Origin of the sequence: Leucobacter chromiisoli (genome assembly GCF_016522505.1) — a bacterium.
GTDB lineage: Bacteria > Actinomycetota > Actinomycetes > Actinomycetales > Microbacteriaceae > Leucobacter > Leucobacter chromiisoli.
Genome location: NZ_JAEHOH010000019.1, coordinates 71,806 through 94,563, shown reverse-complemented (window position 1 = coordinate 94,563; position 22,758 = coordinate 71,806). Strand labels below are relative to the sequence as shown.

Annotated in this window: 20 protein-coding genes, 1 tRNA gene and 1 pseudogene; 11 read left to right on the top strand and 11 right to left on the bottom strand. The window is 70.8% G+C overall.

From position 1 onward, the window contains the following. Positions 1-130: 130 nt before the first annotated feature. Positions 131-1,506 (top strand): annotated as a pseudogene (gene ispD, locus JD276_RS13055) (2-C-methyl-D-erythritol 4-phosphate cytidylyltransferase). Between the two features lie 54 nt (positions 1,507-1,560). Here the strand turns inward: ispD and JD276_RS13045 are convergent. The 4 genes from JD276_RS13045 to JD276_RS13030 all read right to left on the bottom strand — a co-directional run bounded on the left by JD276_RS13045 (position 1,561) and on the right by JD276_RS13030 (position 4,631). Continuing rightward, positions 1,561-2,133, bottom strand: coding sequence for a TSUP family transporter (locus tag JD276_RS13045; protein WP_200116087.1), 573 nt, complete (start codon positions 2,131-2,133; stop codon positions 1,561-1,563). Positions 2,134-2,223: 90 nt separating this feature from the next. After that, on the bottom strand, positions 2,224-2,964 hold the full coding sequence (locus JD276_RS13040; protein WP_200116086.1) for a phosphoglyceromutase: 741 nt from the start codon (positions 2,962-2,964) through the stop codon (positions 2,224-2,226). Positions 2,965-3,048: 84 nt separating this feature from the next. Continuing rightward, complete coding sequence (gene ygfZ / locus JD276_RS13035; RefSeq protein ID WP_200116085.1) at positions 3,049-4,191, bottom strand: CAF17-like 4Fe-4S cluster assembly/insertion protein YgfZ; 1,143 nt, start codon at positions 4,189-4,191, stop codon at positions 3,049-3,051. 137 nt (positions 4,192-4,328) lie between these two features. Beyond that, positions 4,329-4,631, bottom strand: a complete 303-nt coding sequence (locus JD276_RS13030) for a hypothetical protein (RefSeq protein ID WP_307866573.1) — start codon at positions 4,629-4,631, stop codon at positions 4,329-4,331. 105 nt (positions 4,632-4,736) lie between these two features. On the opposite strand from JD276_RS13030, the gene JD276_RS13025 reads away from it, so the two are divergent. The 4 genes from JD276_RS13025 (at position 4,737) to JD276_RS13010 (ending at position 9,604) form a co-directional block, all read left to right on the top strand. Further along, complete coding sequence (locus JD276_RS13025; RefSeq protein ID WP_307866572.1) at positions 4,737-5,411, top strand: response regulator transcription factor; 675 nt, start codon at positions 4,737-4,739, stop codon at positions 5,409-5,411. Then, on the top strand, positions 5,411-6,385 hold the full coding sequence (gene mshD / locus JD276_RS13020) for a mycothiol synthase (protein WP_200116083.1): 975 nt from the start codon (positions 5,411-5,413) through the stop codon (positions 6,383-6,385). Before JD276_RS13025 ends, mshD begins: the two co-directional genes overlap by 1 nt. A gap of 70 nt (positions 6,386-6,455) precedes the next feature. Further along, positions 6,456-8,657 (top strand): RNA degradosome polyphosphate kinase, encoded by a 2,202-nt coding sequence (locus JD276_RS13015; protein ID WP_233615691.1) that lies wholly within the window; start codon positions 6,456-6,458, stop codon positions 8,655-8,657. Beyond that, on the top strand, positions 8,654-9,604 hold the full coding sequence (locus JD276_RS13010) for an NUDIX hydrolase (protein ID WP_200116082.1): 951 nt from the start codon (positions 8,654-8,656) through the stop codon (positions 9,602-9,604). Before JD276_RS13015 ends, JD276_RS13010 begins: the two co-directional genes overlap by 4 nt. Before the next feature lie 13 nt (positions 9,605-9,617). Here JD276_RS13010 and JD276_RS13005 read toward each other — a convergent pair whose 3' ends face one another. Continuing rightward, positions 9,618-10,805, bottom strand: coding sequence for a CapA family protein (locus JD276_RS13005; protein ID WP_307866571.1), 1,188 nt, complete (start codon positions 10,803-10,805; stop codon positions 9,618-9,620). A gap of 286 nt (positions 10,806-11,091) precedes the next feature. On the opposite strand from JD276_RS13005, the gene JD276_RS13000 reads away from it, so the two are divergent. The 4 genes from JD276_RS13000 (at position 11,092) to pstB (ending at position 15,267) form a co-directional block, all read left to right on the top strand. Beyond that, positions 11,092-12,189, top strand: a complete 1,098-nt coding sequence (locus JD276_RS13000) for a phosphate ABC transporter substrate-binding protein PstS (protein ID WP_200116080.1) — start codon at positions 11,092-11,094, stop codon at positions 12,187-12,189. 103 nt (positions 12,190-12,292) lie between these two features. Further along, positions 12,293-13,234, top strand: a complete 942-nt coding sequence (pstC, locus tag JD276_RS12995) for a phosphate ABC transporter permease subunit PstC (protein WP_200116079.1) — start codon at positions 12,293-12,295, stop codon at positions 13,232-13,234. 1 nt (position 13,235) lies between these two features. Continuing rightward, entirely contained in the window at positions 13,236-14,408 is a 1,173-nt protein-coding gene (pstA, locus tag JD276_RS12990; RefSeq protein ID WP_233615690.1) for a phosphate ABC transporter permease PstA, read from the top strand. Between the two features lie 79 nt (positions 14,409-14,487). Continuing rightward, a complete protein-coding gene (gene pstB, locus JD276_RS12985; protein WP_200116078.1) occupies positions 14,488-15,267 on the top strand; it encodes a phosphate ABC transporter ATP-binding protein PstB in 780 nt (259 codons plus the stop codon). A gap of 385 nt (positions 15,268-15,652) precedes the next feature. On the opposite strand, the gene JD276_RS12980 is transcribed toward pstB, so the two are convergent. Next, positions 15,653-16,282 carry a hypothetical protein gene (locus JD276_RS12980; protein ID WP_200116077.1) on the bottom strand — a complete coding sequence of 210 codons (630 nt, stop codon included), beginning with the start codon at positions 16,280-16,282 and terminating at the stop codon, positions 15,653-15,655. A gap of 161 nt (positions 16,283-16,443) precedes the next feature. On the opposite strand from JD276_RS12980, the gene JD276_RS12975 reads away from it, so the two are divergent. Beyond that, positions 16,444-16,516 (top strand) — tRNA-Lys (locus tag JD276_RS12975). 109 nt (positions 16,517-16,625) lie between these two features. Beyond that, complete coding sequence (locus JD276_RS12970) at positions 16,626-17,360, top strand: DUF998 domain-containing protein (RefSeq protein ID WP_200116076.1); 735 nt, start codon at positions 16,626-16,628, stop codon at positions 17,358-17,360. 13 nt (positions 17,361-17,373) lie between these two features. Here JD276_RS12970 and JD276_RS12965 read toward each other — a convergent pair whose 3' ends face one another. The 5 genes from JD276_RS12965 to JD276_RS12945 form a co-directional block, all read right to left on the bottom strand. Next, positions 17,374-18,516 (bottom strand): calcium:cation antiporter, encoded by a 1,143-nt coding sequence (locus JD276_RS12965; protein WP_200116075.1) that lies wholly within the window; start codon positions 18,514-18,516, stop codon positions 17,374-17,376. Between the two features lie 83 nt (positions 18,517-18,599). Then, the gene (locus JD276_RS12960) at positions 18,600-19,526 is read right to left on the bottom strand and encodes an EamA family transporter (RefSeq protein WP_233615689.1); all 927 of its coding nucleotides are present in this window, start codon (positions 19,524-19,526) and stop codon (positions 18,600-18,602) included. Positions 19,527-19,604: 78 nt separating this feature from the next. Then, positions 19,605-20,216, bottom strand: a complete 612-nt coding sequence (locus tag JD276_RS12955) for a helix-turn-helix domain-containing protein (RefSeq protein WP_200116074.1) — start codon at positions 20,214-20,216, stop codon at positions 19,605-19,607. Positions 20,217-20,380: 164 nt separating this feature from the next. Further along, positions 20,381-21,631, bottom strand: a complete 1,251-nt coding sequence (locus JD276_RS12950) for a M24 family metallopeptidase (protein WP_200116073.1) — start codon at positions 21,629-21,631, stop codon at positions 20,381-20,383. Next, entirely contained in the window at positions 21,621-22,742 is a 1,122-nt protein-coding gene (locus tag JD276_RS12945; protein ID WP_200116072.1) for an arginase family protein, read from the bottom strand. Before JD276_RS12945 ends, JD276_RS12950 begins: the two co-directional genes overlap by 11 nt. Between the last annotated feature and the right edge of the window lie 16 nt (positions 22,743-22,758).

Genomic DNA, 22,758 nt, shown 5'->3' with positions numbered 1-22,758 from the left:
CGGTGCTCTGAGAAAGGGCCCGCTCGCCACGCCGCGAGCGGGCCCTGCTCCGTTCCCGCTCCCGGCGTCCCCTCCCTTCTCGGAGCCCGCCGTCCCTGCTCCTCGGAGCCCGGGCGGGTACGCTGATGCCATGAGCGGAACACGGACCTCGGACGCCGACCAGGAGCAGATCCAGACCCCGCACCCCCTCCCCTCGCTGGGAGTCGTGCTCGTCGCAGCCGGCAACGGCGAACGCCTCGGGGCCGGTGTGCCGAAGGCCTTCGTGGAGCTCGACGGCCGAAGTCTGCTCGAGCACGGGATCCGCACCATCCTCGCGCTCGAGCACCCCGGTCAGCTCGTGGTCGTGGTGCCCCGGGCCCGCGCCGCGGAGGCGCTGGCCGTCTCGCACGGCCTCGGTGCCGGGCAGACCCGGTGGCGGGTCTCGGTGGTCTCTGGCGGGCGGGAGCGGCACGAGTCGGTGCGGTTCGGGCTGGGCGCCCTGCACGACTCCGTCGACACGGTGCTCGTCCACGACGCCGCCCGACCTCTCGCGCCCGCCGAGCTCTTCGAGCGCGTCATCGCGGAGGTGCACCGCACGGGCGATTCCGTGATCCCGGCGCTCCCCGTCTCGGACACGCTGAAGCAGGTCGACGACGCGGGCGTCGTCCACGAGACCGTGGACCGCAGCTCGCTCGTGGCGGTCCAGACGCCGCAGGGGTTCCCCCGGGAGACGCTCGTCGCGGCGCACGAGACGGCCCAGCTGCAGGAGGACGAGCCGGGGGCGCAGGCGCCGCCCACCGATGACGGAGAGGTCGTGCAGCGCGCCGGCGGCACCGTGCGGACGGTTTCCGGCGAGATGCGCGCGCACAAGCTCACCGCCCCGCACGACCTGCTGCTGCTCGAGGCGCTGCTCGCCGCCGAGGCGGCCCGCGACGAGGACCGGCGGGGCGATGCCCGTCGCGGCTCCCCCGAGCGGGAGCCGGCGCCGGGGCGGAGAGCCGGCCGGCGCGGGCGACACGGCTCCGGCCCGTCGCACCGCGCCTCGGGCGGGGGCCAGCGGTGATCCGGGTCGGTACCGGCTTCGACGTCCACGCCTACGACCCGGCCGCTCCCCTGCGGCTCGCCGGCCTCGACTGGCCGGGCGAACCCGGGCTGGCCGGGCACAGCGACGGGGACGCCGTGTGCCACGCGGTGGTCGACGCCCTGCTCGCCGCCGCCGGCCTCGGAGACATCGGCGGCCTCGTGGGCGTCGACCGCGAGGACACGGCGGGGGCGCCCAGCACCGGCTTCGTGCGCGCCGCGCTCCGGAAGCTCGCCGCCGACGGCTGGGCGCCCGTCAACGTCTCGGTGCAGATCGTGGGCGAACGTCCGAAGTTCTCCCCCCGCAGGGCCGAGGCCCAGGCGGTCATGAGCGAACTCGTCGGCGCACCCGTCAGCCTCGCGGCCACCACGAGCGACGGGTTGGGCTTCACGGGGCGCGGCGAGGGGATCGCCGCCATCGCGACCGCGCTCATCGAGCGCCCCTGATCCCGAGCTGCATCGTCCGACTCGGAGCGGCATCGCCCGACTCGGCGCGGCGGCTCAGCCGATGCCGAACAGACCGAGCAGGCCTCGCCCCAGCACGATCAGGTTGTAGGCGACGAAGACCAGCTGCAGCGATGCGACGAAGCGCTGCGGGTGCCACCGGATGCTCTCGGCGTAGGCCACGAGCGGCGGGCCCGAGAGACCGCTCGTGACGTTGAGGAACCCGGCGAACCCGCCGGCGACGAGGCCGCCGGCCCGCCCGCGCAGCATCCTCGAGAGGCCCCGCGCCCCGGCCGTCACCAGCGCGAACACCGCCGCGAGCCCGACCAGGATCATCAGCACGGCCGGCGGCGAGACGTAGGCGGCGTACGCCGCGAGCGGGGCGGTGAGCATCGCGGGCCAGATCAGGCTCCAGGATCGCGCCCAGTCGATGAGCGAGACCATCGTCGCGCCCATGAGCGCGCAGGCCACGATGCCGAGCACCATCACGAGGCGCACGCCCTCCGTCGGGCCGAAGCCGAGCACCAGGGCGGGGGTCGCGGTCAGCGCGAACCCCAGCCCCGTGATCCGCTGCACCGCCCCCGCGAGCAGCACCACCGCGCAGGAGACCGCGAGCAGCGTCACCGACACCGTCGCACCCCCTTACCGCACGGCGGCCCGCACTGCGCGGGCCGAAGCGCGGGCGGGCAGCCCGCGCTCAGCGTCCCCTCGTCGACCGGTTCAGCGCCCCTGAGCCGCCACCGCGGCCGCGCCCGCGGCCGCGGCCTCGGGATCGAGGTACCGGCCCGGCCCGAGCGGCATGCCGTTGTCGCCGATCTCGTAGACGAGCGGCATGCCCGTCGGGATGTTCAGGCCCGCGATGTCCTCGTCGGAGATCCCCTCGAGGTGCTTCACGAGCGCTCGCAGGGAATTGCCGTGAGCCGTCACCAGCACGATCCTGCCCGCGTCGAGATCGGGGCGGATGTCGCTCTCCCAGTACGGGATCATCCGCTCGATGACGTCCTTCAGGCACTCGGTGCGGGGGCGCTCCCCGTCGATGTCGGCGTAGCGCGGGTCGTCCGCCTGCGACCACTCGCTCGAGTCGTCCAGCTCCGGCGGCGGCGTGTCGAACGAGCGGCGCCACAGCATGAACTGCTCCTCGCCGTACTCCGCCAGCGTCTCCGCCTTGTCCAGGCCCTGCAGCGCACCGTAGTGGCGCTCGTTGAGACGCCATGAGCGGCGCACCGGGATCCACATGCGGTCGGCCGCCTCCAGCGCGACGTTCGCCGTCTGGATCGCACGGCTCAGCACCGAGGTGTGCAGCACGTCGGGCAGCAGGCCCGACTCCGCCAGCAGTTCGCCGGCGCGCGCCGCCTCGCCGCGCCCCTTCTCGGTCAAGCGGACGTCCACCCATCCGGTGAAGAGGTTCTTCTCGTTCCACTCGCTCTGGCCGTGGCGCAGCAGGATCAGCGTCTTCGTCATGAGGTCAGTCTATTCGTACCGCGCGGCGGATGGAGCCTCGGCCGGCCGCCAAGGCAGGGGATCTCGGCGCTGGCGCCGGAGACGCTACAGGCGCTTGAGGCGGGGGATGTCACGCGCCGAGCCCGCGTCCGAGGGCACGACGACCTCCTGCGCGCAGGCGACGATCTCGCCCGCGGTGGAGGACGCGTCGGCCCCGGCTTCACCGGCGCGAGCCTCGAGCGCGGCGTCCTCCGGAACGGCCCGCTTCACGAGCGCGAGGGCGATCCCGCCCCACTCGTGGTGCAGCGCGACGCGAGCGATCCTTCCGACCGGTCTCGCATCCGGATCCGCGGCCTGCCCCGCCCGGTAGAGCAGCGCGCCGGGCACGGGCAGCTCTCCCCCCGAGCCGTCGAGGTGGAGCATGACGAGACGGCGGGGCGGGTGCCCCAGGTTGTGCACCTTCGCGACGGTCTCCTGGCCCCGGTAGCAGCCCTTCGTGAGGTGCACCGCGGTGCGCAGCCAGTCGAACTCGTGCGGGATCGACCGCTCGTCGACATCCCCGTGCCGGCTCGGCCGCCAGGCGCGCACCTCCAGGGCGTCGAGCGCGGTGAGACCGGCGGCGAACGGGGCGCCGTCCGAGGCGGCGAGGTCGGCGATCGCGGGCAGCGCGGCCCGCGGGAAGACCAGCTGGTGCGCCGACCAGCCCGCGGCGGGGTGCTCCCCCCTGGCGTACTGGACGCCGCCCGGGACGACATCGGCCCAGGGATCCCGCCACTCGGCGACGGCCAGGCCGAGCCCTTGCAGCGCCGGCAGCGCGGAGCCGCCGGCGAACGCGAGCACCGTCGCGTACTCGGCGCTCGCGTCCTCGACCTCCACGCGCAGCGCGAAGCGCATCCGGTGCAGGAAGGCGAAGAGCGGCTCGGCCGACCCCTCGTCGACCAGGAGCCACGCGCGCGTCCCGTCGTCGACCAGCCGGATCGCCTGCTCGATCCTGCCGTTCGCGTCGAGCAGCAGCGTCTCGGCGCCCTCGCCCGGCCGCAGCCCGGTGAGCTGCTGGCTGGTCATCGAGTTCAGCCAGGTCAGCCGATCCTCGCCCGAGACCGTGACGACTCCGCGGTGGCTCAGATCCACCACCGCGTCGCCCGACTCGAGCGCGCGCTGCTCGACGAGCGGGGAGCCGTAGTGGGCCGCGACCCCGAGGGATCCCGACTCGACCGCTCCGGGCAGCGCGAGGAACGACGGCGTCATACGGTGTCGCGTTTCGCGGGCGGCCCTAGCGCTGGCCCTTGAAGAGCTTGTAGATCACAGTGCCCGACACCCAGGCGATCGCCAGCGTCGCCAGGCCGAGCAGGCCGAGGAAGAAGAGTTCGAGTGCGAGCATGCGCCTATCCTATCAACAGGCTCACGACGTCGATCACGGCGATCACCACGACCGAGCCGGCGACGCTGAACGAGGTGCGGGTGATGAAGCCCTCGCGCTGGGCGGTGCCGAGCTGCAGGGCGAAGGTGACGAGCGTCGCCACCCCGACGGCGAGCGCCAGCCACGGGAAGCGGCCCTCCGGGGGCACCAGCACGGTCACGAGCACGCCGATGACCGCGGCGAGCGCCCACGCGATGATCAGCCTCGGCAGATGCCAGTAGTGCGCATCCGAGATGCCACGGGGGTCGGGTTCGACGGTTTCGCTCACGGCCCCATTGTCGCACGCGCGGCGTCCGCCGAACCGGCAGCGTTCCGCGGACGCCCTAATATGGAAACGGCCCGCGCGCCAGCGCGGCGGGAGGGATTCAGAACCGTGCTGCTGCTCTGCCTCACCGATCAGGATCCGGCCGACGCGCTCCCCGGCCTCGATCTGCTGCCCCACGAGATCCGCACCTCTCCGCTGTCCGTCCGGCTCACCGACACCATGGCGTCCCGCTTCGACGCGATACTCATCGACGCGACGCTCGATCCGCGCCGGGCCCGGAACGCCTGCCTGGAGCTGCGCGAGGGCTTCGAGACCCCTCGCCTCGCCGTCGTTCCCGAGACGATGCTGGCCGCCGTGACCGTCGACTGGGGCATCGCGGATCTGGTGCTGCCCACGGCGAGCCCCGCGGAGGTCGATCTCAGGCTGCGACTGCTCGACGGCCCGCCGCCCGAGCGATCCGGCCCCACGGCCGTGCGGGCCGCCGGCGTGGTGATCGACGAGGCGAACTTCACCGCCAAGGTGCACGAGCGCACGCTCGACCTCACCTACAAGGAGTTCGAGCTGCTGCACTTCCTCGCCGGCAACCCCGGGCGGGTGTTCACGCGCGAGCAGTTGCTGAGCGAGGTGTGGGGCACCGACTACTTCGGCGGCACGCGCACGGTGGACGTGCACGTGAGGCGGCTGCGCGCCAAGCTGGGCGAGTACGAGGCACTGATCAGCACGGTGCGAGGCGTGGGCTACGGCTTCGCGCGCTCGCGCGACGAGAGCGGCGAGGAGGGGTGATGACCGGGATCCGGATCACACACGCGAGCGGGGCGCCATCGGGCACGGAGAGCGGGGAGCCGGCCGACGCGGGAGCGCTCACCGGGGCTCGGGCCCTGATCGCCGAGGCCGAACGGGTCGACGGCACCCCGCCGGTCTCGGACCAGGCCGTCATCGCGGCGGAGCGCGGCGAGCGCGCGCTGCTCGCGTTCGCCGTCGACCCTGAGGAGGACCTTCCGTCGCCGGCGGCGGTCGGCATCCTCGGCGGAGGCGAGGTCGACCTCGTGGTCCACCCCGCGGCCCGGGGCCGGGGCGTCGGAACCGCTGCGCTGACGGAGCTCCTGCGCGGCTCGGACGGCGAGCTGCGAGCGTGGTCGCACGGGGAGAACCCCGCGGCCGACGCGCTCCTCGCCTCGGCCGGATTCTCGCCCGTGCGCGAGCTCCTGCGCATGGCGCTCGATCCCGCCCGCCTCTCGTCCGGCCGGGATCCGCTCGCCCTCCCGACCCCGCACGGCATGGAGCTGCGCGCCTTCGACCCGAGCCGCGAGGCGGACGCCGAGGCCTGGGTGCGCGTCAACGCCGCCTCCTTCGCCGCGCATCCCGAGCAGGGGCGGATCACCCTGGAGGACTTCGCGCTCATGCGCCGCGAGCCCTGGTTCGACCCCTCGGACCTGATCCTGCTCGCGGATACCTCGGGAACCGCCGCGGCGGGCGACGACCGGCTCGCGGGCTCGACCTGGATCAAGACCGTGCGCGGGGACCGCGTGGAGTGCGAGCTCTACGCCGTGGGCGTCCGCCCGGAGTACGCGGGCCGCGGCCTCGGGCGCCTGCTGCTGGACGTCACGCTGGCCCGCATGGCGCAGCACGCCCCCGACCGGGTGACGCTCTACGTGGACGGGGACAACGAGCCGGCCGTGCACCTGTACGAGGCGGCCGGGTTCGCCGTCGAGTCGCGCAGCCGGCAGTGGCGCCGGGGCGCTTCGGGAAGCGCGTGATTCACCCGCTGTTCGATTCCCTTTTCCCGGGCACGACTCGCGAACCTCCCGACGGTGCCAGAATGGTGTCATGAGCGAAGACACTCGCGTTCCCCGGTCGGCCCCCGAGGTCCCCGGCCCCGACACCGCGGCCATCCCCGTGGCGGCCACCTCGGAGCTGCAGCTGCCGCTCGGCGACGGCGGGGGGCTCCCGGCCGACCGCTACATCGATCGCGAGCTCAGCTGGCTCGCCTTCAACCAGCGTGTGCTCGAGCTGGCCGAGGATCCGACGGTGCCGCTGCTCGAACGCGCCAACTTCCTGGCGATCTTCGCGTCGAACCTCGACGAGTTCTTCATGGTGCGCGTCGCCGGTCTGAAGCGGCGCATCGTGACGGGGCTCGCCGTGCCCACCAACATCGGCCGTTCGCCCACCGACGTGCTCGCCGACATCAACCGCACCGCCTACGAACTGCAGCAGCGGCACGCGCGCTGCTTCGCCGAGCACGTGCAGCCCGGCCTCGCCGAGGCGGGCGTGCGCATCGTCGAGTGGGAGCAGCTCGACGATGCGGACCGGGAGATCCTCACCGACTACTACGAGCAGCACATCTACCCCGTGCTGATGCCCCTCGCGGTGGATCCGGCGCACCCCTTCCCCTACATCTCCGGTCGGGCGCTCAACCTCTCGATCCGCGTGTTCAACCCGCGCACCGACAAGGTCGAGTTCGCGAGGCTCAAGGTGCCGCAGATGATCCAGCGCTACGTGCGCGTGGATCGCCGCGAGTCGGTCGACGACGTGCGGTTCATCGCACTCGAGGAGCTGATCGCGAACCAGCTGGACGGGCTCTTCCCCGGTATGGAGGTCGTCGACCACCACGTGTTCCGCGTCACCCGCAACGAGGACGTGGAGATCGAGGAGGACGAGACCGAGAACCTCATCCAGGCCCTCGAGAAGGAGCTGCTCCGACGCCGCTTCGGCCCGCCGATCCGGCTCGAGATCTCGGACGACATGGACGAGACGACGCTCGACCTGCTCGTGCGCGAGTTCGACATCGACGAAGAGCAGGTGTACACGCTGCCGGCCCCGCTCGACCTGGGCGGCCTGTTCGCGCTCACCCGCATCGCGCGGCCCGACCTGAAGTTCAAGCCGCACATCCCGGTCACCCACCCCCAGTTCCGCCCGAACACCCCGAGCGACAAGCCCGACCTGTTCCGCACGATCGCGCGGCGCGAGGTGCTCGTGCACCACCCCTACGAGTCGTTCTCGACGAGCGTGCAGGCCTTCGTCGAGCAGGCCGCCGCCGATCCCGACGTGCTCGCGATCAAGCAGACCCTGTACCGCACCTCGGGAGACAGCCCGATCGTGGCGGCGCTCATCAAGGCCGCCGAGGCCGGCAAGCAGGTGCTCGCCCTCGTGGAGATCAAGGCGCGCTTCGACGAGGAGGCGAACATCACCTGGGCCCGCAAGCTCGAGCAGGCCGGGGTGCACGTGGTCTACGGCCTCGTGGGGCTGAAGACCCACTGCAAGCTGGTCCAGGTGATCCGCGAGGAGGGCGGCAAGCTCAAGCACTACTGCCACATCGGCACCGGCAACTACAACCCGAAGACGAGCCGCATCTACGAGGACTTCGGCCTGTTCACCTCCTCGCCCGAGGTCGGCCGCGACGTCACCAAGCTCTTCAACGTGCTCTCGGGCTACGCGATCGAGACCCAGTACGACCGTCTGCTCGTGGCGCCGCTGCAGCTGCGCGCGGGCCTGCTCGAGCGCATCGAGCGGGAGGCCGAGAACGCCCGGGCCGGGCGCCCCAGCGGCATCAAGCTCAAGGCCAACTCGATGGTCGACGAGGCCATCATCGACGCGCTCTACCGCGCGAGCCAGGCCGGCGTGCCCGTCGACGTCTGGGTGCGCGGCATCTGCTCGATCCGCGCCGGCGTGCCCGGCCTGTCGGACAACATCCGCGTGCGCTCGGTCCTCGGCCGCTACCTCGAGCACTCGCGCATCTACGCGTTCGAGAACGACGGCGACCGGGAGGTGTTCATCGGCAGCGCGGATCTCATGCACCGCAACCTCGACCGTCGCATCGAGGTGCTCGTCACCCTCGTCGATCGCGAGCACCTCGCCCGCATCGACCGGTTCTTCGCCTTCGCGTTCAGCGACGACGTGTCGTCGTGGCGCCTGCTCCCCGACGACAGCTGGGAGCGGCGCGTCGTGAACGACGAGGGCGAGGTGCTGCCGTCGCTGCAGGATCTGGTGATGGCCGACCGCACCGAGGCCCGGGCCAGAGGCTCGCGTTGAGCAGGGAGATCTTCGCCGCCGGCACGATCTGCTGGCGGAAGGTGCCGACCGAGCACGGCGAGCAGACGATGGTGCTGCTCATCCACCGCACGCGGCAGCGCGACGTCTCCTTCCCGAAGGGGAAGCTGGATCCGGGCGAGAGCATGCCGCAGGCCGCCGTCCGCGAGACCCGGGAGGAGACGGGGCTGTCGGTCGCGCTGGGGCTGCACCTCGGCACCATCCACTACGAGCTCGGCGGCGGCGGCCGGAAGACCGTGCAGTACTGGGCGGCGGAGGTGACGCCCGAGATGGCGCTCGCCTCGACCTTCACGCCCAACGGCGAGATACAGGCGCTCGAGTGGGTGCCCCTCGGCGACGTCAGGAAGCGGCTGAGCTACCGGGCCGACCGGGAGCTCTTCGACGTGTTCCTGCACCTCGCCGAGCACGAGCTGCTGGAGACCTTCTCCCTCACGCTGCTGCGCCACGCCAAGGCCGAGCCCCGCGGCAGCGGCCCGCCGGCCGATCACCTCCGCGAGCTCACCCGCGGCGGCGAGGAGCAGGCGGAGACGATCGTGCCGATGCTCGCCGCCTTCGGCCCGAGGCGCATCTACTCCTCGACCGCCCGGCGCTGCCTCGGCACCGTCGCGCCGCTGTCGGCCTTCCTCGGGAAGAAGGTGCGCGAGAAGGCGTGCCTGAGCCAGGACGACTGGGACGCCGGCGATCTCACGGAGCTGCGCCGCTTCATCGGCAAGCTCGTCACCAAGGGGCGCAGCGCCGTGCTGTGCAGCCACCGCCCCGTGCTGCCCGACCTCGGCCGGGAACTCGTGCTTGCCACCGGCAGCGTGCCGGGCGACTACCTGCAGGAGGCGACCGTGCTGCCCACCGCCGGCTTCTCGGTGTTCCATTTCTCTCGCAGGCGGCCGGGAGCCGGCATCCTCGGCGTCGAGGTGTACCCCGTCAAGCACTGAGAGGCCGCCGTCGCTACTCCTGGGTGATCAGCCACTCCCTGGCCCCGGCCTGCGCCGCGCCCATCGAGTCGACGGTGGCCCGGGTTCGCTCGCGCACGTCGGCGTCGAACTCCGGCGTCTGGCAGACCCCCTGCGGGGCGTCCGACGCCACGGAGCACCACTTGTAGCCGCCGTTCTGCTGGTTCGTCGCGGCCGTCCACGCGAGGTCGTTCGTGGTCCACGACCCGTCGGGCTGCTCGGCGAACTGGATGCGCGAGAGCAGGAACTCGTTGTTCACCCGCTGCGCGGGCGGGGCGGACTCGCTGATGAAGTTGCCCGTGCCGTAGAGGATCCACCTGCCGTCGTAGTGCTCGAAGGGCTGGATCGAGTGCGCATGGTGCTGGTAGACGAAGTCGAACTGCCCGCTGTCGTGCAGCTGGTGCGCGAGCTCGATCTGGCCCCCGGTCGGCTCGCTCCAGTACTCCTCGCCGATGTGCTGCACGCCGATCACCAGATCGGCGCCCATCTCGCGGGCCTTCGTCGCCTTGGCGATGGCCCGCTCCGGATCCACGCGGGGCTCCTCGTCCCGGTAGTCGACCTGCCAGTCGAACTCGTTGTAGTTGCCGTTGACCGAGAACGTGGAGGTGATGATGGCGACCTTCGCGCCGTTCGCCTCGACGATGAGCGGCACGTCGCGCTCGCCCTCCGCACGGTAGGTGCCGGTGTGGGCGATGCCCACCTCGTCGAGCGTGTCGAGCGTGCGCACGAGGCCCTCGTGCCCCATGTCGACGCTGTGGTTCGAAGCCGTGGTGCAGACGTCGAAGCCGATCGCCTTCGCAGCGTCGGCGACCTCGGGCGGAGTGCTGAAGTTCGGGTAGCCGAGATAGGGACCGCCGGGAGCCGCGAGCGGCGTCTCCATCTGGCAGATCGCGAGATCGCTCCGGTCGAGGTAGGGCTTCGCGCCCTCGAACAGGGGAGCGAAGTCGAAGTTCTTGCCGGCCTCGCTCGTCGGGATCGCGAACGGCGACCACAGCCCCTCGTGGAACAGCAGATCGCCGCCGAACGCCACGCTCACGCAGTGGTCGGTCGGGCAGGCGGGGCCGGCTCCGGGACTCGGTTCGGGATCCGGCTCCGGAGTGGGGGGCGGGGTGGTCTCCTCGACGGCGGGCTCGGGTTCGGGCACCGGCTCGGGCGCGCACCCGACGAGCGCCCCCACGACCACCGCGCACGCGATTCCTGCAATTCCCCCGGCACCAAGCCTCATCGCTCTCACAATCCCCCATGCTAGGCCACCGGCTCGCCCTCCGCGTTCGCGACGCCAGCCTCGGGTGCGCCGAATGGCGAAGCGCGGGTGAACACGGCGCCCCCATCAGTTCACCTCGCGTTCACCCTGCCGCCTGACACTGGTCACATCGGCTGCTTAGCGTGGTGACCGGAGCGCTTCCCAGCGGCACGAGCCGAGGGCGGGGCGCGACGCACATCGCAACCAGAACGGATAGGAACCTCACGTGAAGTTCTCACCAGTGATCAAGACCGCCGCGATCGGCGGCATCGCCGTACTCGCGCTCACCTCCTGCGCGGCGAACGAGCAGGGCGCCGGCGGCGACGGCGGCGCGGACTCGTCGCTCTCCGGCGAGCTGATCGGCGCGGGCGCATCGTCACAGGGCTCGGCCCAGGAGGCGTGGGTCGCGGGCTTCCAGACGAACCACGCCGACGTCACCGTGAACTACGACCCCACGGGCTCCGGCGCGGGCCGCGAGACCTTCCAGCAGGGCGCGAGCGCGTTCGCCGGCTCCGACCGCGCGTTCAAGGCCGAGGAGATCGAGGCCGGCCCGTTCGACGCCTGCGCGGCCGACAGCGGGATCGTCGAGTTCCCCGCCTACATCTCGCCGATCGCCCTCGTCTTCAACGTCGAGGGCGTCGACTCGCTGAAGCTCGACGCCTCGACCGTCGCGAAGATCTTCTCGGGCGAGATCACCAAGTGGAACGACCCCGCCATCGCCGGTCAGAACGAGGGCGCCTCGCTGCCGGATCAGAACATCGTCGCCGTGCACCGCTCCGACAAGTCGGGCACCACCGAGAACTTCACCGACTACCTCGCCGCGGCGGCCGCGGAGGACTGGACCGTCGGCGCCATCGAGGAGTGGCCGACCGAGTTCGGCGGCGAGGCGGCCCAGGGCACCTCGGGCGTCGTCGAGGCGGTCGCGAACGGCGTGGGCACCATCGGCTACGCCGACGCCTCGCGCGCGGGCGACCTCTCCACCGTCGAGATCAAGGTCGGCGAGGAGTACGTCGCGTACTCCCCCGAGGCGGCCGCCGCCATCGTCGACGCCTCGCCCCTCGAGGAGGGCCGCGGAGACCACGACCTGGCCGTGACCATCGATCGCACCACGAGTGCCGAGGGCGTCTACCCCATCGTGCTGGTGAGCTACCTCGTCGGCTGCGAGCAGTACGAGGACGCGGCGAACGCCGAGCTCGTCAAGGAGTACTTCAGCTACATCGTGAGCGAGGAGGGGCAGAGCACCGCCTCCGAGGCCGCCGGCAGCGCCCCGATCTCCGAGGATCTGCGCACCCGCGTGCAGACCGCGATCGACGCGATCCAGTAGCGCTCCCCCGGGCCGCCGAGGCGCTCCCTCGGCGGCCCGGGAAGCATCACCAGCCGGACCCGCGCCGGGGACACGACCAGAAGACCAGAAGGAGCCGCACGCCGTGACCGCCTCCGCCACGACGACCCCCAAGCCGATCCTGAGCCTGGGCGACCGCGTGTTCTCCCGCTCCGCCCTCTTCGCGGGCAGCATGATCCTCGTGACCCTCGCGGCCGTCGCGATCTTCCTCATCGCGCAGAGCGTGCCCGCGTTCTTCGCCACCGGGGAAACGGCGTCGCTGCTCACCACGGACTTCTGGTCGTACGTGGGCCCCCTCGTCTTCGGCACGGTCTGGGCGGCGATCCTGGCGCTCCTCATCGCGCTTCCGCTCGCCATCGGGATCGCCCTGTTCATCTCGCACTACGCCCCCCGGCAGCTCGCCCAGGTGCTCGGCTACGTCGTCGACCTGCTCGCCGCGGTGCCCAGCGTGGTCTTCGGCCTGTGGGGCATCGGAGTGCTCGCCCCCGCGGTGCAGCCCGTCTACGTCTGGCTGAACGACCACCTCGGCTGGATCCCGCTCTTCGGGGGCGTCGTCACCGGCACCGGGCGCACGATCCTGACCGCCGCGATCGTGCTCGCCGTGATGATCCTGCCCATCATGACGGCCATCTGCCGCGAGGTGTTCCTGCAGGCCCCCGTGCTGCACGAGGAGGCCGCGCTCGCCCTCGGCGCGACCCGCTGGGAGATGATCCGGCTCGCGGTGCTCCCCTTCGGGAGGGCCGGGATCGTCTCGGCCGCGATGCTCGGCCTCGGGCGGGCCCTCGGCGAGACGATGGCCGTCGCCATGGTGCTCTCGGCCACGGGCGTCGTCAGCCTGCGGCTGCTCACCTCGGAGAACCCCTCGACGATCGCCGCCAACATCGCGCTCACCTTCCCCGAGGCGTACGGGGAGAACGTCAACGTGCTCATCGCGACCGGCCTCATCCTCTTCATCGTCACCTTCCTCGTCAACGCCGTCGCGAGGTGGATCGTGAGCCGCCGGGCCGAGTTCTCGGGGGCGAACTGAGATGACCGATCTCCGCACCCGCGACGAGGGCCGCTCCTCCGATCCCCGCACCGAACCCCGCACAGATCGCCGCATCGAACAGAAGGGCACGCCCGTGACCATCGCCGTCCGCCCGGTCGCCCAGGGCTCCACGCTCGCCGGCAACCGACTGCCCCGCAGAACCGCCTGGGTCGTGCTCGCAGCGAGCCTCGCCGCCTCCTTCGCGCTCTTCGGGCTGCTCGCCGCCGCCGAGGGATCGGGGTTCTCGCTGGTCGGCGCGGCCGTCGTCGGGGCCCTGCTCTACCTCGCCGTCTCGACCGGCCTCTCCGCGGCGGTGGAGGGCCGGCGCCAGGCGGTCGACCGCTTCGTGACGGGGCTCGTCACGTGCGCGTTCCTGCTCGCGATGGTGCCGCTCGTGTCGCTCGCGATCACCGTGATCGGCAACGGCGTCGCCCGCTTCGACGCCGAGTTCTTCAACTCGTCGATGCGCAACATCACCGGCGAGGGCGGCGGAGCGCTGCACGCGATGATGGGCACCCTGCTCATCACCCTCGCGGCGGCCATCATCTCGGTGCCGCTGGGGCTCATGACCTCGATCTACCTCGTCGAGTACGGCCGAGGCCGCCTCGCGAAGATCATCACCTTCCTCGTCGACGTGATGACGGGCATCCCCTCGATCGTCGCGGGCCTCTTCGCCTACGCCCTGTTCGCGCTCTTCCTCGGCCCGGGGGTGCGCATGGGCATCATCGGCGCGGTGGCGCTGTCGGTGCTCATGATCCCCGTGGTGGTGCGGTCGAGCGAGGAGATGCTGCGACTCGTGCCGAACGAGCTGCGGGAGGCCTCCTACGCGCTCGGCGTCTCGAAGTGGCGCACGATCCTCAAGGTCGTGCTGCCCACGTCGATCGCCGGCATCACCACCGGCGTCATGCTCGCCATCGCCCGGGTCATCGGCGAGACCGCGCCCCTGCTCATCACGGCGGGCTTCACCGCCAACATGAACTACGACCTCTTCAGCGACCGCATGCAGTCGCTCCCGGTGTACGTCTACACGCAGTTCGCGAACCAGGGCAACCCGGCCTTCGCGTTCCTCGAGCGGGCCTGGGCCGCTGCGCTCGTGCTCATCCTGATCGTCATGCTGCTGAATCTCATCGCCCGCCTGGTCGCGAAGTTCTTCGCGCCGAAGACGGGACGCTAGCCCCGCTCCCCCGAGCTGTTCGCCGCTCCCGAGTCATCCCGGCCCCGGCCGATCCCGAACCCCGAAGGAAACCACCGCAATGTCGAAGCGCATCGAGGTCTCCGACCTCAACGTCTACTACTCGAAGTTCCTCGCGGTCGAGGGCGTCTCGATGAACATCGAGCCCCGCAGCGTGACGGCCTTCATCGGCCCCTCCGGCTGCGGCAAGTCGACGTTCCTGCGCACGCTCAACCGCATGCACGAGGTGATCCCGGGGGCCCGGGTCGAGGGGTCCGTGCTGCTCGACGGCGAGGACCTCTACGGGCCCGGCGTGGATCCGGTGCTGGTGCGCCGTCAGGTCGGCATGGTGTTCCAGCGCCCGAACCCGTTCCCGACCATGTCGATCCGCGAGAACGTGCTGGCGGGGGTGCGCCTCAACAGCCGGTCCATCTCCAAGGAGGACGCCGACGCCCTGGTCGAGCGCTCCCTGCAGGGCGCGAACCTGTGGAACGAGGTCAAGGATCGCCTCGACAAGCCGGGCTCGGGCCTCTCGGGCGGGCAGCAGCAGCGCCTCTGCATCGCCCGGGCGATCGCGGTCTCCCCCGAGGTGCTGCTCATGGACGAGCCGTGCTCGGCCCTCGATCCCATCTCGACGCTCGCCATCGAGGATCTGATCGACGAGCTGAAGAAGGAGTACACGATCGTCATCGTGACCCACAACATGCAGCAGGCGTCGCGGGTGTCGGATCGCACGGCGTTCTTCAACATCGCCGGAACCGGCAAGCCGGGCAGGCTCATCGAGTTCGACGACACCAAGAAGATCTTCTCGACGCCCTCCGTGCAGGCGACCGAGGACTACGTGTCGGGTCGCTTCGGGTAGACGCGGCGGGTGCGGTGCCGGCGCAGCGGGTGCGGTGCCGCCGCAGCGGGTGCGGGCACCGGTGCCGCCTTCGGGCATGAAAAAACCGGACCGCAGAACGCCTCTCGGCGGAAGGCCGCTCGAAGCGGCGAAAATTGGAGCCCGGGGTTACTGCGGCCCGGCGGTTCAAGTGTAACGCAGGCCCCTCCACCTGCGCTTTGCGCTCTGCGCTCTGCGCTCGACAGTAGATGTCCTGAAACGCCGAGTTTTGAGCATCTGCTGTCGAGCTGGGGCGGGTTCAATCCTGGGGCGGGGTTCAGTCCAGGGGCCGGGTTCAATCCACCGGCCGGGTTCAGTCCTGGGGACGGGTTCAATCCTGGGGCGGGGTTCAGGCCAGGGGCCGGGTTCAGTCCAGCGAGCCCTCCCGCCAGCGCCGCGCCCCGGCGTGCAGCTCGTTCGCGAACGCCGAATAGCGCAGCGCGCGGGTCGTGAGCTCGGCGGCGTGGGCGTCGTCGTGCTCGTCGCGGCTGTCCGCGAGCGAGGCTGCGCCGAGCGCCATCAGCCGGCAGTAGCTCGCGGCGCGGTCGAGCGCCGAGGCGAGATCCCCCGCGTACACGCCCCTCAGGATCGTGTCGCACAGCGCCACGATCGAATCGGGGGTGACCGGCTCCGCGGCGCCCGCGACGACCGGATCGATCGTCACCGCCGCTTCGGCGCCCCGTCGGAACATGTCGGCGGTGCCCTCGGCGTCCACCGCCGCGACGCGACGCAGGAGGTAGAGGCGCCACAGCATGCCGGCGAGGGAGTGCGGACCGGCCGTCGCCCACAGCTCGGCGATATCGTCGATGCCGTCGTTCGCGGCGAGCCCGACCACCCGCTCGACGACCGCCGGATCCGCGACGCTGCGCACGCGGTCGAGCAGCGCCCAGGAGGTCTCCTGAGCGATGCGGTGGGCGGCTCCCGGCTCGTCCGAGCCGATGATCCAATCGAAGTCCGCGGTCGGCAGCAGCACCGGTCGCTGGTGGTCGCGTGGCATCGGCGGCTCCTCTCTGTTCGGGATCCCGGCGAGTCTCCGGCACCGTCGCGGCTCCCCGCGCTTCGCCCCGCCGCTTCGTCCACCGGAACCCGGCGAGTCTACGTCTCATCGCCGCCGGGCACGTGCATCGGCCGCCAAGAAAAACACGCTAGATTAGTTGCGGGCCTGTAGCTCAGCTGGCAGAGCATCGGACTTTTAATCCGCGGGTCGCGGGTTCGAGCCCCGCCGGGCCCACTCTCTTCGTTCGTGGGACCGGGATCGGAGCCCGCACGAACCGAGGGAGGACGCCGACGCGTTCTCCTCCTGTGCGCCGCGCGCATCTGTTCCCCGTCTAGGAGTGTGTTTGTCCCCCGCCGTACGCCGGCCCCGCCGGCGCTCTTCCCCCGAGTTCCGAGCGCTCTGGAGGGTGCGGTATCTGGCCCTCGTGTTCGCGATCCTGCAGCTCTCGACGATCGCCGCCGAACTCTTCACCTCGTTCTCGTTCAAGCCCGAGTACGACTGGATCACCAACACCATCAGCGAGCTCGGCGTCGGTCACTGCACCACCGAGTTCGATCCCCGGAAAGGCGTCGAGGCCTGCTCGCGGCTCGCCGGGACGATGAACGGGGCGATGATCTTCTCGGGCGCGTGCCTGATCGCACTCACCGTCATCCTCCGGCGATCCAGAGGCTTCTCGAGACTGCCGGGAGTCCTCTGGGTCCTCGCCGGCGCGGGAAGCATCGCCACCGGCTTCATCACCCTCGACTCGTCTCCCGTGCTGCACCAGCTCGTGTCCATGCCGCTGTTCTTCGGCGGGCCGCTCGCGATCGCGCTCGGCTCCTTCCAGTTCGACGGACGAGTTCGCCTCCTCGGCGCGATGCTCGGTTTCTCCACCCTGGTCCTCGGCGTGATCTTCAGCACCACGGACTTGGCCTACGGCTACGGCGGTGCGGTGGAGCGCCTCGTCGTCTGGCCCTCGCTCGGCTGGGTCGTGTTCGTCGCCGCCCGAGCGAGGAAGGAGGCCCGGCGTGAGATGTCGCGACGCGTTCCCGAACCGCAGGAGGCTGCGCGGGACGAGGTCGCCGCCGGTCGCGAGTGACCCGGCGGCCTCCTCAGGAGAACACGCTGATGCCGTAGAGGACGAACACGAACAGGTGCGCCGCCCCGTGGAGGGCGGTGACCCGCTGGGCGCTGAACGTGGTGAGGCTCAGCAGCAGACTCACCCCGAGCAGCAGCAGGTTCACGGGGCTCTCGGCGAGCACCACCGTCTGCCCCGTGAGCAACCCGATGGCGAGTACCGCGGGCAGCGTGAGCCCGACGCAGGAGACGAGCGCTCCGTGGGCGAGGTTCGTCACGCGCTGCGTCTCGCCCATCCACGCGGCCCGGATCGTGGTGATGGCCTCGGGCAGGAACACGATCATGGCGATGAGGATCCCCGACAGGGCGATCGGCGCCCCGAGCCGGCCGAGCCCGTCGTCCAGGAAGACCGCCATGTCGTGTGAGAGGAGCACGATCGGCGTGACGGTGATGAGGAGGAGGGCGACCCGGGCGACGACCTCCCTCCGGTGGGCACGCAGGACGGCTCCGATTCCGGCCCGCGGAGCCTCGGAGCCGTCTCGCAGTACGGTGCCGCCGACCTCCTGGAAGTCCGCGCTCTGCGCGCCGGTCTGCCGGAAGAGGAAGAACCCGTAGAGCAGCACGGTGAGGATCAGGATCGGGATGGCCTGCCGGGGCGTGTACGCCCCTTCGACGCCGATCACTGCGGGGAATGCGAAGGCGACGGCGACGAGCACGACCAGGAGCGAGAGGTAGCTGGATATCCCGGTGCGGTTGACCCGCAGGTTCGTGTGGCGCAGCCCCCCGGCCAGCAGCGCCGCACCGATGACCAGGGTGAGCACGATCATCGTGGCGGCCATGACGGAATCGCGGGCGATGGTGGCGTGGTCCCCCGGCCCGAGCATGACCGCGGAGATGAGAATGACCTCGATGAGCACGATCGACAGCGTCAGGACGAGGGTGCCGTAGGGGTCACCGAGCCGGTGGGCGAGGTGCTCGGCCTCGGTGACGACGCCGAAGGCGCACACGATGATCACCGCGACGATCACCGCGAGCACGGCGAACAGCGCCAGGGTTGGCAGACGCCCGGCCAGGAGCGGCTCGGCGAGGAGGAGGGCGATGAACGCGCCCCAGCCGAGGACGATGCGGAAGGCCGCCGTCGGGGTGAGGATAGCGCGGAGTGAGGAGGTTCTCTGCACGGGTACAACCTGTTCTGCGGGGCCGTCCCAGCTCGTCACTGCTCTGCACGGGTCGTCCCGGCAGCCTCTTCGACCCGGCAATTCTATCCGATGCCCGCTCGGCCGCGGGGTGCGCCGGCGGCGCCCGGCCGGGCTGCACGCGATGGGCGGACGGGAGCGGCACCCCGCCCGCCCCCTCGCTGGGCGGCAGCACCGGCGACGATGACGATCGCGATACCGACCACCTGCATGGGCGTCGGGGTCTGGGCCAGCACGAGGAGGCCGATGAGGATGCCGAACGCGGGCTCGATCGACAGCAGCGTGCCGAACGCCGTGTGCGTCATGCGGCGCAGAGCGAGCATCTCCAGCCCGAATGCGATCACCGGCGTGATCAGGGCGATGCCCGCGGCTGCGGGGAGCACCCACCAGGTGAACTCTCCGCCGACGACCTGCGGCAGCCCGACGGGCAGGGTCGCCAGAGCGGCGACGGGAATGGTGAGCGAAAGCCCGCTGATGCCGGCGAATCGGTCGCCAACGTGCTGTGTGAGCAGGTTGTACAGGCCCCAGCAGGTTCCCGCGGCCAGGGCGAACCCGACTCCTGCGAGGTCGACGCTCCCGTGCCAGGGCTCGGTCAGCAGCACCACGCCGATGAACGCGAGGAGCGGCCAGACGAGGGCCTTGCGGTGCCTGCTCATCAGCCCGGCCACCGTGAGCGGGCCGAGGAACTCGATCGCGACTGCGGTCCCCAGAGGAATGCGTTCGACGGCCGCGAGGAAGAACGTCGTCATGAATCCGGTCACCACGCCGAGCGCGAGCAGCCCGGGAACGTCCGCGCGTCGCAGGGACCGGATGGCCGGCCGGGCGATCATCCACAGGAACGCCGTGCCGAAGCACATGCGCAGCCACGCCGTGCCGGCGGGGCCGATGTGCTCGATCACCGGCACCGACAGGGCGCTCGAGAGCTGCACGGCGAGCATGGCCGCGACCGCCATCGACCATGGCGGCACCCCCGTCGCGGTGCGGCGCGGCATCACGAAGCTCCGATCCGCGGCCGCGCCGTGCGGACCTCCGGGCCGACCACGCAGAGCGCCTCGTTCGAGGTCGCCGCATCAGGCATTCGGGGCCTCCGCTCTGTGCGCGGTGCCGACCCCGGGCTCGAAGACCGCGAGCGAGAACCGGGCGGGCTCATCGTTCGGGTTGGCGTACGAGTGAGCGCTGTCACCGTGGAACGTGAGAGCGTCGCCCGTGCGGAGCTCGTAGCGGTCGCCCGCGACCACCACGGTGACGGCGCCCGATCGGACGTGCAGCAGCTCGCGAGTGCCCTCGGCGTGCGCCTCGCTCCCGTGGCGTTCGCCCGGGGCGAGAGTCCAGTCCCACAGTTCGACGACGTCGGGCGGCTCGGTTCCCGCGACCAGCACGCCCGCACCGCCGTGTTCGCCGCTCCATAGCTCGGCGCCCTCACCGCAGCGCGTGAGCTTCGCGATACGCGGCGCGGGCGGCTCGACCAGCGCGGGCAGCCCGACGCCGAGCGCGTCGGAGAGCCGCAGCAGCGTGCCGACGCTCGGGTTCACCCCGCCCTGCTCGACGTTCACGAGCATCCGACGGCTCACGCCGGCGAGTCCGGCGAGCTGGTCGAGCGTCCACCCCCGCACCTTGCGCTCCTGCTTCACGCGCGCTCCGATCGCGCGCGCCAGCGTCTCCGTCTCCGCATTGCTCCCCATGCAGTGCATCATAGTGCACCGATTTGGCATCGTGCAGGAATCGATCGGGGGCGGCCTCGACACGATGGTCTTCCCCGCTTCATCCGGCACTGCTCGGAGCTCGGCCTGCACCGGACGCACGACCTCATCGCGCTGCTCGGTCCCCTGCCGCCCGCCCGATGTTCTCAGCCGTCAAGCACGCAGAACTCCGCTGGGGTGCTCTGGAGGAACTCGGCACCCTCGGCGCCGACGATAAGCGTGTTGATCCCCATCGTGAGCCCGGCGTGCTTGGGCAGATAGAAGTTCGCCTCGTAGTTGAGCACCTCGTTCTCGAGGAAGACCGCGTCTTCGGGAGAGGTCTCGTCGTAGACGAATTCGCCCACCCAGTCAGGCGGAAACGCGATGCCGAGCTCGTAGCCGCCGACCCACCAGCGGTTCTCCCACAGCCCCTGACTCTCGTAGTAGTCCTGCAGGCGGGCGATCAGATCCTTCACCGGCGCACCAGGAGCGACGCTTTCGCGGACGATGTCGAGTGCCCCGAAGCTGCGCTCGATGTAGTCCCGAACCTCGGGATGAGGCTCTCCTGCGGAGAAGGTGCGCGCCATGTTGGCGTGGTACCGATGATAGACACCGCTCACGTCCACGTTGACGATGTCGCCCGGCATGATCTTGCGACGGGACGCGAGGCCGTGCACACAGGCGCTCTTCACGCCCGACGCGACAGGCATGGTGATGCCTGGATTCTCGCCGCCCGCCCTCGCCATCGCGTAGACGATCTCGGCGTACACGTCGAGTTCACTGACGCCGGGCGCAATGGCGTCGCGGGCCGCGGCCATGCCGATGTCGGCGATCCGCTGGGCGGTTCTGACGTGCGCGAGCTCTTGGGGACTCTTCACACGGCGTGCGGCACGGACGGGGGTGGTCGCGTCGACGACTCGCGCGTCGCAGGATTCGAACGCGGCCTGCATGTGCTCGCTCTGCAGGCGGTTGGGGCGGTAACTGGCGAGCTCGAATCCGACGACGACGCCGGGCCGGAGCCATCCGGCGACGCGCAGTTCGCGGATCACGGTGTCGAGGAGATCCTGCCCATCCCCACCGAGATGGATGATCTCGGATGCGGAGGTGATGCGGGCGAGAACGGCCTCGTCCTCGGTCTCGAAGTGCAGCCAGTAGTCGTAGTCGGCATGGATCGCGACGCCGGAGTATGCGGGCCAGCGCGTGGAAGCCTGCCCGTGATACCACTCGGCCTGATAGCCGGTCGCCCAGCAGATCGCCTCGGGCGACGTCAGGTAGAGCAGGTCGATACCACTCGCGACCATTGCGCTGCGCAGCTCGCGATGCCGGCGGAGATACTCGCCCCGGGAGAATCCGAGCTCCTGCTCGGGAAACGCGGCGGCCAGGAAGGCTTCGGCGTGGGAACCGTGCTCAGCGGACATTGTCGAACCTCCAGAATCGGGAGAGATAGGTGTGGACGAGTCCGATCGCGGCGTCCGCCTGATCGGGATGATCGGGCAGGTATCCGATCGGATCTTCGAGTTCGGGATCGCGGCCGAGGAGCCCCTCGCACGTAGCGTGCACACAGTACGGGGCGTAGGAGAGGTGGTAGCCGCCTTCTTGAACTGCGACGAAGCGCCCCTGCGTCAGACGCTCGGCGCTTTCGAGGAAAAGGCGGGAAAGGGCGTGGAAGCCGGCCATGCTGAGGTTCTGCCGGCCGTTCGGGTCGAACGCGCTCGCGTCCTGCCCCGATGAGAGGATGAGGAGATCCGGCTCGTACTGCTCGAGCACGGGCGCGACGATCCGATGCCAGGCGCGCTGGTAGGCGGCGTCGCCCGAACCGAGCGGGAGCTCTACATTGACGTTGTACCCGGCGCCGGGGCCGACACCGATCTCGGCGGGAGAACCCGTCTGCGGATGGGTGGCGCTCCAGGTTCCGTGTCGCATGTGCATGGAGACGTAGAGCACGTCCGAGCGTTCGTAGAAGAACTCCTGCGTTCCGTTGCCGTGGTGCACGTCCCAGTCCACGATCGCGACGCGTTCGGCTCCCGCGGTTCGCGCCCGTTCGGCCATGATCGCCGCGTGATTGAATACGCCGTATCCCTCGGCCTGCGCCGGCTGAGCGTGGTGGCCGGGCGGCCGCACCAGTGCGTAGGCACGGGTCGCGTCGCCCGCCATGACCGCGTCGACGGCTTCGAGAGAGGTGCCGACGGCCGCCCTGAGCGCCACCCAGGCTTCGGCGGAGAGCACGGTGTTCTCTTCGATGTAGCCGCCCCCTGCCTCGATGAAGCGCTGCACTTCCTCGACATAGCCGCGGGGATGCACGGCCGCGATCTCTTCACTGGCGGCGAGTCTCCCGGGTCGCCAGTCCAGGTGCTCCGCGATCGGTCCGCGCTCGAGGACCGACACCATGTCCCGCACCCGGTCCGAATTCTCCACATGGTGCTGCTGGACGTCGATCAGCGGAGACGGAGGGACCTCTCCGAACGCGTGCCCGGTGTCGTTGAGCAGCACCCGCTCGTCCCAGTAGATGGCGAGACGTCTGTCGTTCACCTGCACTCCCTTCCTG

Bases quoted from the DNA above. Each gene is read 5' to 3' on its own strand.
- JD276_RS12980 (WP_200116077.1), bottom strand. From the start codon at position 16,282: ATGCCACGCGACCACCAGCGACCGGTGCTGCTGCCGACCGCGGACTTC.
- pstB (WP_200116078.1), top strand. From the start codon at position 14,488: ATGTCGAAGCGCATCGAGGTCTCCGACCTCAACGTCTACTACTCGAAG.
- JD276_RS12950 (WP_200116073.1), bottom strand. From the start codon at position 21,631: ATGTCCGCTGAGCACGGTTCCCACGCCGAAGCCTTCCTGGCCGCCGCG.
- mshD (WP_200116083.1), top strand. From the start codon at position 5,411: ATGACCGGGATCCGGATCACACACGCGAGCGGGGCGCCATCGGGCACG.
- ygfZ (WP_200116085.1), bottom strand. From the start codon at position 4,191: ATGACGCCGTCGTTCCTCGCGCTGCCCGGAGCGGTCGAGTCGGGATCC.
- JD276_RS12960 (WP_233615689.1), bottom strand. From the start codon at position 19,526: ATGCCGCGCCGCACCGCGACGGGGGTGCCGCCATGGTCGATGGCGGTC.
- JD276_RS13015 (WP_233615691.1), top strand. From the start codon at position 6,456: ATGAGCGAAGACACTCGCGTTCCCCGGTCGGCCCCCGAGGTCCCCGGC.
- JD276_RS12955 (WP_200116074.1), bottom strand. From the start codon at position 20,216: ATGGGGAGCAATGCGGAGACGGAGACGCTGGCGCGCGCGATCGGAGCG.
- pstA (WP_233615690.1), top strand. From the start codon at position 13,236: ATGACCGATCTCCGCACCCGCGACGAGGGCCGCTCCTCCGATCCCCGC.
- JD276_RS13040 (WP_200116086.1), bottom strand. From the start codon at position 2,964: ATGACGAAGACGCTGATCCTGCTGCGCCACGGCCAGAGCGAGTGGAAC.